The 12,462-nt window shown below is 64.8% G+C and carries 16 protein-coding genes and 1 tRNA gene; 6 read left to right on the top strand and 11 right to left on the bottom strand.

Annotated elements, in window-relative coordinates; all coding sequences use genetic code 11:
- Window positions 1-369: 369 nt before the first annotated feature.
- From ACNQQL_RS32280 to egtB, 5 genes are all read right to left on the bottom strand, one after another.
- On the bottom strand, window positions 370-744 hold the full coding sequence (locus tag ACNQQL_RS32280) for a hypothetical protein (RefSeq protein WP_347068341.1): 375 nt from the start codon (window positions 742-744) through the stop codon (window positions 370-372).
- A 205-nt stretch (window positions 745-949) separates the two neighbouring features.
- Window positions 950-1,204, bottom strand: coding sequence for a hypothetical protein (locus ACNQQL_RS32285; RefSeq protein WP_347068343.1), 255 nt, complete (start codon window positions 1,202-1,204; stop codon window positions 950-952).
- A 37-nt stretch (window positions 1,205-1,241) separates the two neighbouring features.
- Complete coding sequence (locus ACNQQL_RS32290) at window positions 1,242-1,559, bottom strand: hypothetical protein (protein ID WP_347068345.1); 318 nt, start codon at window positions 1,557-1,559, stop codon at window positions 1,242-1,244.
- Between the two features lie 296 nt (window positions 1,560-1,855).
- Window positions 1,856-2,869, bottom strand: a complete 1,014-nt coding sequence (gene egtD, locus ACNQQL_RS32295; RefSeq protein ID WP_347068347.1) for an L-histidine N(alpha)-methyltransferase — start codon at window positions 2,867-2,869, stop codon at window positions 1,856-1,858.
- Entirely contained in the window at window positions 2,853-4,079 is a 1,227-nt protein-coding gene (egtB, locus tag ACNQQL_RS32300; RefSeq protein WP_204425150.1) for an ergothioneine biosynthesis protein EgtB, read from the bottom strand. Before egtB ends, egtD begins: the two co-directional genes overlap by 17 nt.
- 549 nt (window positions 4,080-4,628) lie before the next feature.
- On the opposite strand from egtB, the gene ACNQQL_RS32305 reads away from it, so the two are divergent.
- Both ACNQQL_RS32305 and ACNQQL_RS32310 read left to right on the top strand, forming a co-directional pair.
- A complete protein-coding gene (locus ACNQQL_RS32305) occupies window positions 4,629-5,105 on the top strand; it encodes a carboxymuconolactone decarboxylase family protein (protein WP_347068349.1) in 477 nt (158 codons plus the stop codon).
- Window positions 5,105-5,989: a sigma-70 family RNA polymerase sigma factor gene (locus ACNQQL_RS32310; RefSeq protein ID WP_347068351.1), complete on the top strand. Its 885-nt coding sequence runs from the start codon at window positions 5,105-5,107 to the stop codon at window positions 5,987-5,989. Before ACNQQL_RS32305 ends, ACNQQL_RS32310 begins: the two co-directional genes overlap by 1 nt.
- Window positions 5,990-6,099: 110 nt before the next feature.
- Here ACNQQL_RS32310 and ACNQQL_RS32315 read toward each other — a convergent pair whose 3' ends face one another.
- Together ACNQQL_RS32315 and ACNQQL_RS32320 are read right to left on the bottom strand one after the other, a co-directional pair.
- Window positions 6,100-6,615, bottom strand: coding sequence for a DUF2628 domain-containing protein (locus ACNQQL_RS32315; protein ID WP_347068353.1), 516 nt, complete (start codon window positions 6,613-6,615; stop codon window positions 6,100-6,102).
- A 312-nt stretch (window positions 6,616-6,927) separates the two neighbouring features.
- A tRNA-Val gene (locus ACNQQL_RS32320) sits at window positions 6,928-7,004 on the bottom strand.
- A gap of 564 nt (window positions 7,005-7,568) precedes the next feature.
- Between ACNQQL_RS32320 and ACNQQL_RS32325 the strand changes: the two genes are divergently transcribed.
- Both ACNQQL_RS32325 and ACNQQL_RS32330 read left to right on the top strand, forming a co-directional pair.
- Window positions 7,569-7,850: a hypothetical protein gene (locus ACNQQL_RS32325; protein WP_347068355.1), complete on the top strand. Its 282-nt coding sequence runs from the start codon at window positions 7,569-7,571 to the stop codon at window positions 7,848-7,850.
- Window positions 7,831-8,157 carry a hypothetical protein gene (locus ACNQQL_RS32330; RefSeq protein ID WP_347068357.1) on the top strand — a complete coding sequence of 109 codons (327 nt, stop codon included), beginning with the start codon at window positions 7,831-7,833 and terminating at the stop codon, window positions 8,155-8,157. The genes ACNQQL_RS32325 and ACNQQL_RS32330 overlap by 20 nt, the downstream gene beginning before the upstream one ends.
- A gap of 53 nt (window positions 8,158-8,210) precedes the next feature.
- Here the strand turns inward: ACNQQL_RS32330 and ACNQQL_RS32335 are convergent, their stop codons facing one another.
- The 3 genes from ACNQQL_RS32335 to ACNQQL_RS32345 form a co-directional block, all read right to left on the bottom strand.
- Entirely contained in the window at window positions 8,211-8,405 is a 195-nt protein-coding gene (locus ACNQQL_RS32335; RefSeq protein ID WP_347068359.1) for a hypothetical protein, read from the bottom strand.
- A gap of 567 nt (window positions 8,406-8,972) precedes the next feature.
- A complete protein-coding gene (locus ACNQQL_RS32340) occupies window positions 8,973-9,731 on the bottom strand; it encodes an anti-sigma factor (RefSeq protein WP_347068361.1) in 759 nt (252 codons plus the stop codon).
- On the bottom strand, window positions 9,728-10,249 hold the full coding sequence (locus ACNQQL_RS32345; RefSeq protein WP_347068363.1) for a sigma-70 family RNA polymerase sigma factor: 522 nt from the start codon (window positions 10,247-10,249) through the stop codon (window positions 9,728-9,730). The genes ACNQQL_RS32340 and ACNQQL_RS32345 overlap by 4 nt, the downstream gene beginning before the upstream one ends.
- Before the next feature lie 157 nt (window positions 10,250-10,406).
- Here ACNQQL_RS32345 and ACNQQL_RS32350 point away from each other — a divergent pair, with 157 nt between their 5' ends.
- Together ACNQQL_RS32350 and ACNQQL_RS32355 are read left to right on the top strand one after the other, a co-directional pair.
- Complete coding sequence (locus tag ACNQQL_RS32350) at window positions 10,407-11,495, top strand: catalase family peroxidase (protein ID WP_347068365.1); 1,089 nt, start codon at window positions 10,407-10,409, stop codon at window positions 11,493-11,495.
- Window positions 11,495-12,025: a cytochrome b gene (locus ACNQQL_RS32355; protein ID WP_347068367.1), complete on the top strand. Its 531-nt coding sequence runs from the start codon at window positions 11,495-11,497 to the stop codon at window positions 12,023-12,025. Before ACNQQL_RS32350 ends, ACNQQL_RS32355 begins: the two co-directional genes overlap by 1 nt.
- A 183-nt stretch (window positions 12,026-12,208) precedes the next feature.
- Here the strand turns inward: ACNQQL_RS32355 and ACNQQL_RS32360 are convergent.
- Window positions 12,209-12,462 (bottom strand): hypothetical protein (locus ACNQQL_RS32360; RefSeq protein ID WP_347068369.1); only part of this gene is annotated, 254 nt, incomplete at its 5' end.

Below are 12,462 nucleotides of genomic sequence, written 5' to 3' on the forward strand. Positions count from 1 at the left end.
AAGGGCGGCGACGAGCCTCCTCAGACGGCTGACGAACCCCACGTTTTCCGGAGCGTGGGGTTTTGTTTTTCCGGGAACGGGCTCGGAGGGTCGCGCAGAGCGAGTAGATCGATCTGCCGCGCAAACGGCTCACGACGCGCAGTTTTTCGTGGATCGGACCGTGCGTCGGCACCCGTGCGATGCCCGCTACCGGCGTCGATTTCCCGTTTGTTACCCGCGTGAAAGCGATTCGTATTCTCGCGCGTTTGCGGCGCGGTTACGGCTGGTTGCAAATCGGGTCGGCACGATGTTTTCGCGCGACAGCGGCGTGGCGTTGCCGCAATGAAAAAGGGCGCCGAAGCGCCCTTCCATCACATTTGCGTGCCGTGCTTACAGCGTGCGGCCGAATGCGTCGCGATGCGAATGATGCGTGGACGTCGACGCATGCGCGGTATGGCCGTGCGTATGCCCGTGCGTGTGACCCTGGCCTGGCTGCACGCCGACGCGATCGGCGATCGTATCGGAGCGGTCGGCCGCGCGCGCCAGGCCCTTGTCGCGGTCGCCCGCATGAATGCTGTTCGAGTTGCTGAGCGCCGAACTGCTCATATGGCCGCCGGACATGCCGCCAGCGTTACCGCCGGAGCCGCCTGCGCCATGACCGCCACCGTTGCCACCGCCGTTGCCGCCGGCGGCCGCATACGCGGAAACCGTGCCGAGCGCGAGCAGCGCGGCCGTCAGTACGGACAGATATCGTTGAGTTTTCATCTTGTGCTCCCTGGAGCGCGTTTGTGTGATTGCATTCTAGGAACGCGCACGATTTGCGCCACACCACGTTGTAAATGATCGTAACGATGCGCGTGGCATGCATTCGTCAGATCAATCCGGATGGCGCCGCCATCCTGTCATGCGTGAACGGGGAAACGAAGCAGGCGGGCGCGGCGCCGCAGCGCCGCCCCGGTGACGATTGTGCTTACTGCGCCGGCTGCATGCTCTGCACGGCGGCCTTGTGCTGCGCGGCCTGCTCTTGCGCGTGCTTCTTCGCCATGTGGTGGCCGACGATACAGCCGCCGACCGCACCGGCGACGGCGTGGTGCCCGGCGTAGTGGCCGGCAACACCGCCGACCACCGCGCCCTTCATGCAGCCCGCCGCGTGCGCGCTGCCGATCGTTGCGAGTGCAACGATGGCGGCGGTGGCGCACAGCCTGATGTGTCGAATGGGCATCATGCGTTCACACTCCTCTTGTATTGATTATTCGAACCGCTTAATCCCAGCGGCCACCGCGCCAGCCGCCGCGATCGCGCCACTCGTGCTCGCGCCATTCACGGCGACGCCACTCGTGTTCGCGCCATTCGCGCTCACGCCAGCCATCGCCACGCCAACCATCGCGCCAACCGTCGCCACGATAGCCGACCGGCGCATACATGACCGGCGGAGGCGGAGCCACGTAGACGGGCGCCGGCGCCGCGTAAATGCCCGGCACGCCGATGCCGACCGACAGGTCGACGTGGGCCGATGCGACGCCCGAGGCTGCCAGCGCCGCTACACCGAGAACTGCACCGAGAATAAGTTTCTTGCTCATCTCGCGACTCCCTGCACGTGTCGTGCTTCATGTGAATACGGTTCGGAGTCTAGGCACGGGGCGCCGACACAGGTGAAACGGGTATGCGAGACCGGTAACGGGCGTTTACGGCGATCCTCGAAGCCTTGCAGGACAAGGGAGAGCGGGCATTCCAAGCACCGTTGCAACGGCGCATCGAGCCGGTAAAAAGGGGATTTTCGGCACGAAACCGGGCGATCGGAACGCGCCGGAGTGCGCGGGTGTGCCCGGCGTGCGAACCGCCCGCATCATGAGCGAGCGGTTCGCCGGCGCGCGCGTTACGCGCGGATATCGTCGACGCTGCGCAGCCAGTGCACGCTGAACAGGTTGTCCGCGTCGGTCCACACGGTATCGGGCTCGAATCCTGCGCGGCGCGCGATCGCATGGAAACCGTCGATCGTGAACTTGTGCGAGTTCTCCGTGTGGATACGCTCGCCGGCTTCGAAGCGGAACGCATGGCCGCGCACGTGCACCGTCTGCGCGAAGCCGCTGACCAGATGCATCTCGATGCGCTGCCGCTCGCGGTCGTAGAACGCACAATGCGAGAACGCGTCGAGATCGAAGTCCGCGCCGAGCTCGGCGTTGGCGCGCGCGAGCAGGTTCAGGTTGAACTGCGCGGTCACGCCCTGCGCGTCGTTGTACGCGTGATGCAGCGTGCGCTCGTCCTTCACGAGATCGGTGCCGACCAGCAAGCCGCCGCCGCGCAGCAGCCGCGCGGCATCGCGCAGGAACGCGTCGGCCTCTTCCGGCGAGAAGTTGCCGATCGTCGAGCCGGGAAAGAAACCGATGCGCCGCCGCGGCGCCGCGGTCAGCTCGGCCAGTTGCTCGGCCTTCGTGTAGTCGGCCGCGATCGGCGCGACGTCGAGCCACGGATAGGCCGAACGCAGCCGTGCAGCCGCGCCGTGCAGGTAGTCGGCCGAGATGTCGACCGGCACGTAGCGCGCCGGCGCGTTCGCGTAGTTGCCCGCGAACGCGTCGAGCAGCACGCGGATCTTCTCGAGCGAGCCCGCGCCGAATTCGACGATGTCCGCATGCGGGCCGACGCGCCGCACGATCTCCGCCGCGCGATCGCGCAGGATGCCGAGCTCGGTGCGTGTCGGGTAGTACTCGGGCAGTTCGCAGATGCGGTCGAACAGCGCGGAGCCGGCCGCATCGTAGAAATATTTCGGCGAAATGCTGCGCGGCGTGCGCGACAGTCCGTCGATCAGGTCGCGCTCGAACGCGCTCGGCCGCGAATCGCGGGCGGGTTGCTGGCCACCGCTCTTGGCCGTGAGGTCAGACGTCTCGCGCAAGTCGCACCCCCGTGAATTGCCAGCGCGCGGCCGGCGGAAAGAAATTGCGGTACGTCGGCCGTTCGTGCCCGGGCGGCGTCGCGATGCTGCTGCCGCGCAGGACCTGCTGGCCGACCATGAACTTGCCGTTGTATTCGGCCGCGACACCCGCGAGCGGCCGAAAGCCCGGATACGGCTCGTAGGACGAACGCGTCCATTGCCATACGTGCCCGAGCATCTGCCTGATGCCGTCCGCGGCGAACGCGGCTTCCCATTCGAACTCGGTCGGCAGCCGCGCGCCGGCCCATTCCGCATACGCGGCCGCTTCGTAGAAGCTCACGTGACACACCGGTGCATCGGGCGCGAGCGGTTCGACGCCGTGCAGGCCGAACGTGCGCCGTACGCGCGTGGCGGCCGCATCGTCGTCGTCGGGCATCCAGTACGCGGGCCCTTGCCACCCTTCCCGCTGCACCGTGGCCCAGCCGTCGGACAGCCAGTATTCGGGGCGCGTGTAGCCGCCGTCGGCGACGAACGCCGCGAATTCCGCATTCGTCACGAGCCGGTTCGCGATCTCGTACGGCCGTACGAGCGCCGTATGGCGCGGCCGTTCGTTGTCGAACGAGAACGCATCGCCGTCGTGGCCGATCTCGACGAGCCCGCCCGGCTGGTGCAGCCAGTGCAACGGGCCTGCGTCGCCCGCGGCCAGCGCGGCTTGCGCGTCGGCCCCGTTGCGCGGCCGGAACGCCGGCTTCAGCGGGTTGCACGAGAACGCATGCAGCATGTCCGTGACGATCAGCTCCTGGTGCTGCTGCTCGTGATGCAGGCCGAGCTCGATCTCGGGCGCGATTGCCTCGAGCAGCGCCGGATCGGCGCCGGCCAACGCGCGCAGCATCGCTTCGTCGACGTGCTGCCGGTACGCGTGCACCTCGTCGAGCGACGGCCGCGTGAGCAGCCCGCGCTGCGGCCGCGGATGGCGCGGGCCGAGCGCTTCGTAATAGGAATTGAAGAGGAACTGGAATGCGTCGTCGAACGGCGCGTAGCCGGGCACGCGGCGCATCAGCACGACGGTTTCGAAGAACCAGGTCGTATGCGCGAGGTGCCATTTCGTCGGGCTCGCGTCGGGCATCGACTGCACGGCCTGGTCTTCGGCGGACAGCGTCGCGGTCAACGCGACGCTATGGGCGCGCACGTCCTGGAAACGGCGCTGAAGCTGTGATGCAAGGAGGCTCATCGGTTTACCGTTCACGTCGCAATTCGCTGCGTTGCGTTGCCGGAAAAGGGAAAGCCTAGCGCGTGATGCGCGCGGCTGACGTGCGACCTGCTGCTGCGTCGTCGGGCAGCCGGCGCGCGCGCCGGGCCGCTGATGCGGCTTCACTTCATCTGCCCGTGCAGAACAGTATGGTCCAGAAATGTGAATGCTGCGAATCGGGATGCGGATGAAACGCGATCGAAAGAAAAATGAAAGTATTGGCCGTGCGCGTGTCGCATGCGTGACAGACCGTCGATGCGTGCCCGAGTGCGGCGTTGCGGGGTGTGCAACGCACATGCCGGCTGTTGCGACTACTGACGGCCCATGACATCCGCGCGGCAATCGTGATGGCCCGGCGACGCGTGGGGTTCTCGTCTGACGAACGCTGTCACGTCGTTCGGTCGTTCGTGGTCATCGGCACCCTGCTGACCCGCGTTCCCGCGCGCTCCAGAAAATTTTTTGCATCGATGTCACATGCGAGGGGGGCTTGCTCGTCATATCACCGGAACCCACACGAAAGGAGAAGGAACCATGACTGCGAAACTCAATCCGTTTGCCGCCGCGCCCGCGCTGATGAAGAACTGGATGACCGTGTCGGTCGCCGCCGCCGGGAGCCTCGAGCCGACGCTGATCGAGCTGGTCAAGATCCGCGCATCGCAGATCAACGCGTGCGCGAACTGCATTAACATGCACAGCGCCGAGGCGCGCGAGCAAGGCGAGACCGAGCAGCGCATCTACCTGCTGTCCGCGTGGCGCGAAGCGCCCTGCTACACCGACCGCGAACGCGCGGCGCTCGGCTGGACCGAAGCGCTCACGCGGCTGTCCGAGGGCCACGCCGCGCACGAAGCGGCCTATGCGGCGCTGAACGACCACTTCAGCCAGGAGGAACAGGTGAAACTCACGCTGATGATCAACGTGATCAACGGCTGGAACCGGCTCGCTGTCGGCTTCGGGCTGTGGGTCGAGCCGGCTGAAGCGAAGGCCGCGGCCGCGAAGATGGTGGCCTGATGACGAACCGCGATCCGGCGGCCGCGGGCAGCGCCGAAGAACCGGCCGACGCGGCCGCGAGCTTCGACCCGCTGCGCCGCACGCTGATCCGCGTCGCGTACCGGATGCTCGGTTCCGTCGCGGATGCCGAGGACGTGGTGCAGGAGGCGTTCATCCGCTGGATGGCCGTCGACCGCACCGAAGTGCGCGTGCCCGAGGCGTTCCTGCGCCGCATGGTGATGCGCATGTGCCTCGACCAGCTGAAGTCTGCGCGGCACCAGCGCGAGACCTATATCGGCCCCTGGCTGCCCGAGCCAGTCGTCGAGGAAGACGAACAGGAAGACGTCACGCTGCCGCTGATGCTCGCGCTCGAACGGCTCTCGCCGCTCGAACGCGCGGCGTTCCTGCTGCACGACGTATTCGGCCTCGAGTTCGACGAAGTCGCGACGACGATCCAGCGCGACCCGGCCGCATGCCGGCAGCTCGCCGCGCGGGCCCGCACGCACGTGCGCGAGGCGCGGCCGCGGTTTCATGTCGAGAAGCAGCGCGGAATCGAATTGGCCGAGGCGTTCTTCGCGGCATCGCGCAGCGGCGATATGCGCGCGCTCGGCGCGATGCTCGCTGAGGACGTGAGCCTGCATTCGGACGGCGGCGGCAAGCGCGCGGCCGCAGGCAAACCGGTGTTCGGCTTCGAGCACGTGATGAAGGTTCACCAATACCTGGCCGAGCTGTTCGCCACGCATGCGTCGAAGCTCGTGCGGGCCGGGTTCATCAACGGGCTGCCGGGTTTCGTTACGCTGGAGTCGGATGGTGAGCTGCAGACGACGGCGCTCGAGATCGAGGACGGGAAGATCGTCGCGATCTATGTCGTGCGGAATCCTGACAAGTTGAAGCATCTGCATTGAGGGTGGCGCGGGGGCGTATCGCGTGTCGTGTGCGATGGCGCCCTCCGCCCGCTTCTCGCTCGCCTCTTCCTGTTTCTCCGCCCTGCTTTGCCGATTGTCGGCTGTCGCGGTTACTGCGTCGCGATCACGACGTTGCGGATCATGATCATCAGGAAACGGAGCAGCGGCGTCGCGATGGCGAACCCGGTCGCCGCCAGCCAGTTCGTGCCGCCTTGCGCCTCCAGCAGCGCGAGAAACGATTGGTTCGACGTCGCGTTCGGGCGCAGTTTTTCGATCTTGCGTTCGACGTGCGTCTTGTAGATGCCGTTCCCGTACCAGCCGAGCGCGACTGCGATCCCGATGGTGATCGGGTCGAGCGTGCTCGATTCGAAGTATTTCGGGAAGTACAGCAGCTCGACCAGCGTGATGCCGAGCGTTGCGCCCAGCACGGCGGCCGCCTGCCAGTACATGCATCGATACGCCATCCAGACCGGGCCCAGGAAGCACGCTGCCCAGTTCCAGGACTGCCGGTTCTTGCGCGATGCGGCGATCTCCCACTTTCGTTCGAACCAGGCGGCTTTCTTGCCGACGTAAGCGGCGATTTCGTCGTTGCTCGCGGACGATGCGGTGGTCGTGACCTCGGACATGGTCGTTTGCTCTCAGTCGCGCGGATCGCGCGTTGTTGTTTTGATGCGGTTTGGGTGCGGCGGGAATCGAGCGGCTTGCGGAGCACGCGCTTCGATGCGCACACGATTCTACTCGGTGCGTATTGCTGGTCGGCAGATCTGGATGTCGGTGAGGATGCGATGCCGTGGATCGCGCAACGCATCGGGGCAACATGCGTTGTTTCGGCCGGGAAAAGAAAAACGCCACGCGAGGTTGCCGCGTGGCGTTTGCATGTTTGGCGAGCCGGATTGCCTGTAGGCAATTCGCGCTGCCGACCCCTTCATTTTGTTCGTTGGTAGGCTCGATTGGATTCGAACCAACGACCCCCACCATGTCAAGGTGGTGCTCTAACCAACTGAGCTACGAGCCTAAGAAGCCGCGAATTATAGAGAGGGTTTTTGAGGAGCACAAGCCCCTTCGTGAAGATTTTTTGAATCGAGAGTCGTGTGGTCTTGCTGGTTGCTGCGCGTGCCTGATGCCTGGTGTCACAGCGAAACGCGTCGGCACCGCGAGGTTATCCACACGCCCCTCTGGATAACCGTCCTGCAAGCCTCTGGATTCACAGTGGAGCGATTGAGGATATGTCGTCGCGGCTGTGAATCGACGAAAAGTTGTTCTGTGCTCCGCGGAGCTGTTCACGTGACACGCCCATGGTTATGCATCCTGCTTCGTGTTGATAATTCAGTGCGTTACGGAGGTTATCCACTGTGAGGCACAGGGCTTGTTAACTATCACTACGTATGTATACGAACCCTGTTAACACCTTTGGATAAGCACAGTCCGGCGACTGTGGTTCGCGCGGGATATGCACTGCGTGCGGTGAACGGATGAACGACGCGGCAGGCTGTGGGGCATGTGAGAGGTGTGTGAACAGCCATGTCTGTAGAATCGCCAGCATTCAGAATGCAACGGCCTGGCGGACAGGTTCACGGCAATGACCGATTTTTCGTTGACCCGGCTCGACGCGCTCGATATCGATGCCGTCGTGCACCGATTGCAGCAATTCCCGGGCGACATCGTGTTCGAGCGGCGCGTGTCGATACCCGAAGCCGATGTCTTGTGCTGCCGCTACAAAGGCGAGCGATTCAACGTGAAGTTCGATCTGGACTACGGGGTGTTTGTCGATCGCGTTGGCGAACTGTCCGACGAAGACTTCGCCGAGATCGTCAGATGGCTCACTCTGGGCGAGGCGATCGATGAAGACACCCGTCAATGAGACGCTTGTGATGGATATTGCCGGCCATGTTGCTGTTGTCGTGACGGATGTGGCGGCCGTCGCCGAGGCGCTGGTGCGGCTGGGTTTCGCTCGACAGCCCGATCGCTGGGAACGCGCGGTCGTGGACGATGACGATCGCCGCTCGCTCGTTGCCGCGCTTGTCGATCTCGACGCATTGTTTTCCGCAGGCCGCGACTGGAGCCCGCAAGCGCTCGTCGAGTATTACCGCGAGATCGGTGTCGTGCGACGCGGGTACCGTTCGATTGCGTGGCGCAGTCCGGAGCAATACGTCATCGAACAGCATTGATGCGATGCTCATATCGCGGCAATACCGATGATGTGCTCGTGACGCGAACGTGCTCAGCCTTCGTTTGTGGATAACCGGCGCGCGAAACGATTCGGAACGCTGTGCGCCCGGCTGGTGAGCGTGCGTTCGGATCGTAAGCCGGGCGCGGATTCCGGCGAACTCGAATGACTGTCGATCGCGTTGTTTTCCAAGACGTAATCGAGCGCCGAAAATCCATCGCCGTTCTTGCCGCTGTCGGTAGGCGGCATGTGGACAACCCACACGCCAATCGAGTCGAATCTCTGTGCATTGGATGAGTGAGATCTTGTTTTCGACAAGGAGGAATCACACCGAATGCCTTGCTTCCCGGGCTTTTTGCCCGAATCGATCGGATGACGTGGCGAATTCGCGGGCGACGCCCCGAAGGTGAATGCGTCGTGGATATCCAGGAGCCAAAGAACTCGAAACCCTGTGCACTCAACCGGCGAGAGCAATCGAACCCGGCGAAGGCATTCGTTTCGCCGCAAGGGTTGTGGATATCGAAGCCCCAAAACAACCCGAAATGCTGTGCCGACCACAGGTGAGCGATTCGATCGAAGGCAGTCCGCGGCAGCGTCACGATCGATGTGGATATCCCGCCCCACGACGACTCGAAACCCTGTGATTTTAAAGGTGAGGGCGCCGACGCGGTTCCGATGTGGACAACAGGCCAGCAAAGTCAGTCGAAACGCTGTGCATTCGAGCGGTGAGCACGAGCACGCTCAAGCCAGCCAAGCCGCACCGCACAGGGCGCCAGCGCCCGCCAACGCCCCCCACCGCGGCGCGCATTGTACCGTTCAAGTCTGCTGATCGAGCGCCTGCGCGATCGCCTTTTCCCCAAGACTCCCGGCCGGCCCGACCACCGCATAGTTGAGCCCGTTCACCGACCCATATCGTGCCAGCAGCGCGCCATCCACGCGTTGCCCGGCCGGCAGCAGACGATGTGCCGATTCCGCCGGCCGGAGATAGAAACTCAGCGTCCGCCCGGCACCGTCCTCATAGAGCACCATCGCAGCCGTGGCGCCGCTGTCCGTCGTGAACAATCGCCCGCCGACCGGCTTGAACCCAGCCGCGCTCAAATCCGGCAGCTTCGCCGACGCGCCCACGCGCCTGGTGAGCCACCCCTGCAAATCTCCCGCACCCGTCGGCCGGTAATCCACCTTCGCCGTCTGATCGACCACCATCATCCGGTAAGCCTCGACCGCATCGCTCATCGGCGCGACAGTCGGCGCCGCATTCCACCCGCGCGCCTGCCACCCGCCAAACGTCCCCAGTCCGACGCAGAACACGAACGAAGCCGCCATCGCGAACCGCATCCGCGTGCGCTCCACGCGCCGTCCACGAATCGCCGCCGGATCGAGCGCCGGGTTATCCGCCGGCATCCGCACGCTCTCCAGCGCGGCCCTCAACCGCTGCGCATCCTGCTGCCATTGCTTCACCTGTTGCGCGCGCTCCGGATGCAGCGCGAGATAGCGCTCGACCGCGGCGCGCGCATCGTCGTCGAGCTGGCCGTCGACATAGGCCTGAAGGTCGTGTTCGTTCGGAGGGGTGTTCATTTCTTCATCAAGCGCAAAGAAGGAGCGGGAAGCTCGCCGTCGCTGAGCTGGCGCAGCGCCTGGCGCGCGCGGGAGAGCCGCGACATCACGGTGCCGATCGGCACGTCGAGCAGGTCGGCGGCTTCCTGATAGGTGAAGCCCTCGACCGCGACGAGCAGCAGCAGGCTGCGCTGCTCGTCGGAGAGCCGGCCGAACGCTTCGAGCGTCGCGCGCGCCGCGAATTCGCGTTCGGCGGACGGCCAGTGCGCTTCGTCGTCGTCCCGGATACGGCCGAGCAGCCACGCGTAGCGCTTCGCGCTGCGTTTGCCGTCGAGAAACTGCCGGTAAAGGATCGTGAAGAGCCAGCTGCGCAGCGACGCGTCGTCTCGGCGGCTCGTCCAGCGCGACAGCGCGCGCTCGAGCGTCGACTGGACGAGATCGTCGGCCGCGTGGACGTCGCGCGCCAGCCAGAGCGCGAAGCGTCGCAGCCTGGGGAGGAGTTCGCGCAACGCGTCGTCGTCGAGTGCGGTGGAGGGCATGGCCGGGCCGGTTGCCGAAAGGGTCGAGATGCCGCGTAGGACGTCGGTCCGCGTCGATTATTCCATCAAGCATAGGAAAAAATTTTTCGTGGAATAAAGTGGCGCGGGTGGCGTCCTACGCGGGTTCGACAATGATCTGACGATCGGGAGTGCATCCATGAAGCAATCTTCCTCTTCTTCGCCGCAGCGCGAGCCCGGGCGCGGGTGGTGGCGCTGGGCCGTGATCGGCGGCGCGGTGGCCGGCGTGGCCGTCGCGTTCGGGTATGCCGGCGGGTGGCTCGCGCCGGCGCGTCTGACCCCGCAGCGGCTCGTTGACGCGCTGCAGACCAACAGCGGCATTCATCCGGGCTACCGGCGCAATCACGCGAAGGGCGTGTGCGTGACCGGTTACTTCGAAGGCAACGGGGCCGCGAGCGCGTATTCGGTCGCGCCGTTCTTCAAGGCGGTGCGCACGCCGGTGGTCGGGCGGTTCGCGCTGCCGGGCGGGAATCCATATGCGCCCGACAGCAGCGTGCCGATCCGCAGCCTCGCGCTGAAGCTCACCGCGCCCGATGGCGAGCAATGGCGGACCGGGATGAACGCGATGCCCGTGTTTCCGGTGGCGACGCCGCAGGTGTTTTATCAGCTGACGGTGGCGACCCGGCCCGATCCGAAGACGGGCAAGCCTGATCCGGCGAAGGCGAAGGCGTTTTTCGGCGCGCATCCGGAGACGGCCGCGTTCCTGCAATGGGTGAAGGGTGCGAAACCGAGCGCGAGCTACGTCACCGAGAGCTATTACGGGCTGAACGCGTTTTACTTCGTCGACGCGGCGGGCAAGCGCCAGGCGGTGAGGTGGCGCGTCGTGCCGGAGCAGACGGCCGGCGCCGGGGACGTCGCGACGGCCGCGGATCCGAACGTGTTGCAGCAGGACGTGACGCGGCGCATCGCGGCCGGTGCGCAGAAGTGGAAGCTGCTGGTCACCTTGGCGGAGCCTGGCGATCCGGTGGACGACGCGACGAAGGTCTGGCCCGCGCAGCGGACGACGATCGATGCGGGGACGCTCGTGCTCGATCGCGTGGAGGCGCAGGACAGCGGGCCGTGCCGCGACGTGAATTACGACCCGACGGTGCTGCCGCAGGGGATTCAGGTGTCGGGGGATCCGTTGCTGGCGGCGCGGTCGGCGGCTTATGCGGATTCGTATCTGCGGCGGACCAGTGAAGAGGCTGGGGTGGCTGGCGTGGCCAAGTTGAGTTCGGAGGGGCGGTGATGAAGACTTCTACGACGTTTAGTCTGCCGGCGAGGGTGCTGCATTGGGTGATGGCCGCGATGATCGTCGCGATGCTGTTTATCGGGGTGGGGATGGTTTCGTCCGTCTCCGAGCGGCATGCGCTTCTGGTGGCGATTCACAAGCCGCTGGGCATTGCCGTGCTGGTACTCGTGTGCGTGCGTATCGTGGTGCGGGTTCTGTCGAAGCCGCCGGCATTGCCGGAGGATCTGCCGTGGTGGCAGAAGGTTGCCGCGCACGGGTCGCATCTCGTGCTGTATGCGCTGATGCTCGCGATGCCGCTGATTGGCTGGGCGATGCTGTCGGCGGGCGGGTATCCGGTGACGCTGGGCGGCGGCGTGCAGCTGCCGGCGATCGTGGCGGCGGATCCGGTGACGTTCGCCTGGCTCCGGGTCGCGCACCGGGTGCTGGCCTACCTGTTCTTCGCGACGTTCCTCGCGCACTTTGCTGCTGCGCTGTATCACGGGCTGATTCGGCGGGACGGCGTGGTGAGGGCGATGGTGGGGCGGTGAGCGACGGAGGGTAGCGTTCGATACGGCGGGGCTGTTCATGGGCGACCGAGGCTGCTCCTGCCGCGTTGCTTATATATGAGCACTGGGGAGTGCTCAGCGACCCCCGGCACTGCATGTCAAAATAATTTCACAAAAGGGGTTGCGGAGACCGGGTCAGGTGCTTAGAATCGCGCCTCTTTCGCGCTAACGGAAACGCAGCGCGGGGAGAAAAAGGGAAGCGGTGCTGTTGAAGTCGGTTGTAGCGACTCCAGTGCACATGGAATTAAACCGCAGTCGTCGCAACGAAGTAGTTAAAAAAGTTGTTGACGGATTTAAAAAAACGGTTAATAATCTCGCTTCTCTGCTGCTGAAAACGCAGCGCTGCTGAGAAACACGAAGTTTCTCGCAGAAATGCTCTTTAAAAATTAACAGCCGATAAGTGTGGGCGCTTGATGGAA

The sequence above is a fragment of the Burkholderia sp. LFS061 genome (assembly GCF_047978125.1).
Lineage (GTDB): Bacteria > Pseudomonadota > Gammaproteobacteria > Burkholderiales > Burkholderiaceae > Burkholderia > Burkholderia pyrrocinia_C.

Coding starts and splice junctions, on each gene's coding strand:
- ACNQQL_RS32325 (WP_347068355.1), top strand. CDS start 7,569: ATGACCGATTTTTCGTTGACCCGGCTCGACGCGCTCGATATCGATGCC.
- ACNQQL_RS32350 (WP_347068365.1), top strand. CDS start 10,407: ATGAAGCAATCTTCCTCTTCTTCGCCGCAGCGCGAGCCCGGGCGCGGG.
- ACNQQL_RS32315 (WP_347068353.1), bottom strand. CDS start 6,615: ATGTCCGAGGTCACGACCACCGCATCGTCCGCGAGCAACGACGAAATC.
- ACNQQL_RS32280 (WP_347068341.1), bottom strand. CDS start 744: ATGAAAACTCAACGATATCTGTCCGTACTGACGGCCGCGCTGCTCGCG.
- ACNQQL_RS32335 (WP_347068359.1), bottom strand. CDS start 8,405: ATGCCGCCTACCGACAGCGGCAAGAACGGCGATGGATTTTCGGCGCTC.
- ACNQQL_RS32345 (WP_347068363.1), bottom strand. CDS start 10,249: ATGCCCTCCACCGCACTCGACGACGACGCGTTGCGCGAACTCCTCCCC.
- ACNQQL_RS32305 (WP_347068349.1), top strand. CDS start 4,629: ATGACTGCGAAACTCAATCCGTTTGCCGCCGCGCCCGCGCTGATGAAG.
- ACNQQL_RS32330 (WP_347068357.1), top strand. CDS start 7,831: ATGAAGACACCCGTCAATGAGACGCTTGTGATGGATATTGCCGGCCAT.
- ACNQQL_RS32290 (WP_347068345.1), bottom strand. CDS start 1,559: ATGAGCAAGAAACTTATTCTCGGTGCAGTTCTCGGTGTAGCGGCGCTG.
- ACNQQL_RS32355 (WP_347068367.1), top strand. CDS start 11,495: ATGAAGACTTCTACGACGTTTAGTCTGCCGGCGAGGGTGCTGCATTGG.
- ACNQQL_RS32340 (WP_347068361.1), bottom strand. CDS start 9,731: ATGAACACCCCTCCGAACGAACACGACCTTCAGGCCTATGTCGACGGC.
- ACNQQL_RS32310 (WP_347068351.1), top strand. CDS start 5,105: ATGACGAACCGCGATCCGGCGGCCGCGGGCAGCGCCGAAGAACCGGCC.
- egtB (WP_204425150.1), bottom strand. CDS start 4,079: ATGAGCCTCCTTGCATCACAGCTTCAGCGCCGTTTCCAGGACGTGCGC.
- ACNQQL_RS32285 (WP_347068343.1), bottom strand. CDS start 1,204: ATGATGCCCATTCGACACATCAGGCTGTGCGCCACCGCCGCCATCGTT.